This window comes from Streptomyces sp. NPDC104761, assembly GCF_055583445.1.
In genome coordinates this window covers 1-1,433 of the sequence record NZ_JBVJNZ010000044.1, presented here as the reverse complement: position 1 = coordinate 1,433, position 1,433 = coordinate 1, and the positions used below count along the sequence as shown (strand labels likewise).

The 1,433-nt window shown below is 56.4% G+C and carries 1 rRNA gene; it reads right to left on the bottom strand.

From position 1 onward, the window contains the following. Positions 1-42 precede the first annotated feature (42 nt). Positions 43-1,433 (bottom strand): 23S ribosomal RNA (locus ACZ63F_RS42990); the annotation flags it as partial.

The window sequence follows — 1,433 nt, the reverse complement described above, 5'->3', positions numbered from 1 at the left end:
ACGGTCGTTGCCTCAGAACTAACACAGTGGACGCGAGCAACTGAGGACAAGCCCTCGGCCTATTAGTACCGGTCACCTCCACCAGTTACCTGGCTTCCAGATCCGGCCTATCAACCCAGTCGTCTACTGGGAGCCTTACCCCATCAAGTGGGTGGGAGTCCTCATCTCGAAGCAGGCTTCCCGCTTAGATGCTTTCAGCGGTTATCCCTCCCGAACGTAGCCAACCAGCCATGCCCTTGGCAGAACAACTGGCACACCAGAGGTTCGTCCGTCCCGGTCCTCTCGTACTAGGGACAGCCCTTCTCAAGACTCCTACGCGCACAGCGGATAGGGACCGAACTGTCTCACGACGTTCTAAACCCAGCTCGCGTACCGCTTTAATGGGCGAACAGCCCAACCCTTGGGACCGACTCCAGCCCCAGGATGCGACGAGCCGACATCGAGGTGCCAAACCATCCCGTCGATATGGACTCTTGGGGAAGATCAGCCTGTTATCCCCGGGGTACCTTTTATCCGTTGAGCGACGGCGCTTCCACAAGCCACCGCCGGATCACTAGTCCCGACTTTCGTCCCTGCTCGACCCGTCGGTCTCACAGTCAAGCTCCCTTGTGCACTTACACTCAACACCTGATTGCCAACCAGGCTGAGGGAACCTTTGGGCGCCTCCGTTACCCTTTAGGAGGCAACCGCCCCAGTTAAACTACCCATCAGACACTGTCCCTGATCCGGATCACGGACCCAGGTTAGACATCCAGCACGACCAGACTGGTATTTCAACGACGACTCCACAACCACTGGCGTGGCCGCTTCAAAGTCTCCCAGCTATCCTACACAAGCCGAACCGAACACCAATATCAAACTGTAGTAAAGGTCCCGGGGTCTTTCCGTCCTGCTGCGCGAAACGAGCATCTTTACTCGTAGTGCAATTTCACCGGGCCTATGGTTGAGACAGTCGAGAAGTCGTTACGCCATTCGTGCAGGTCGGAACTTACCCGACAAGGAATTTCGCTACCTTAGGATGGTTATAGTTACCACCGCCGTTTACTGGCGCTTAAGTTCTCAGCTTCGCCCACCCGAAAGTGAGCTAACCGGTCCCCTTAACGTTCCAGCACCGGGCAGGCGTCAGTCCGTATACATCGCCTTACGGCTTCGCACGGACCTGTGTTTTTAGTAAACAGTCGCTTCTCGCTGGTCTCTGCGGCCACCCCCAGCTCACCGTGTAAAACGGATCACCAGGTGTGGCCCCCCTTCTCCCGAAGTTACGGGGGCATTTTGCCGAGTTCCTTAACCATAGTTCACCCGAACGCCTCGGTATTCTCTACCTGACCACCTGAGTCGGTTTAGGGTACGGGCCGCCATGAAACTCGCTAGAGGCTTTTCTCGACAGCATAGGATCATCCACTTCACCACAATCGGCTCGGCATCAGGTCTCA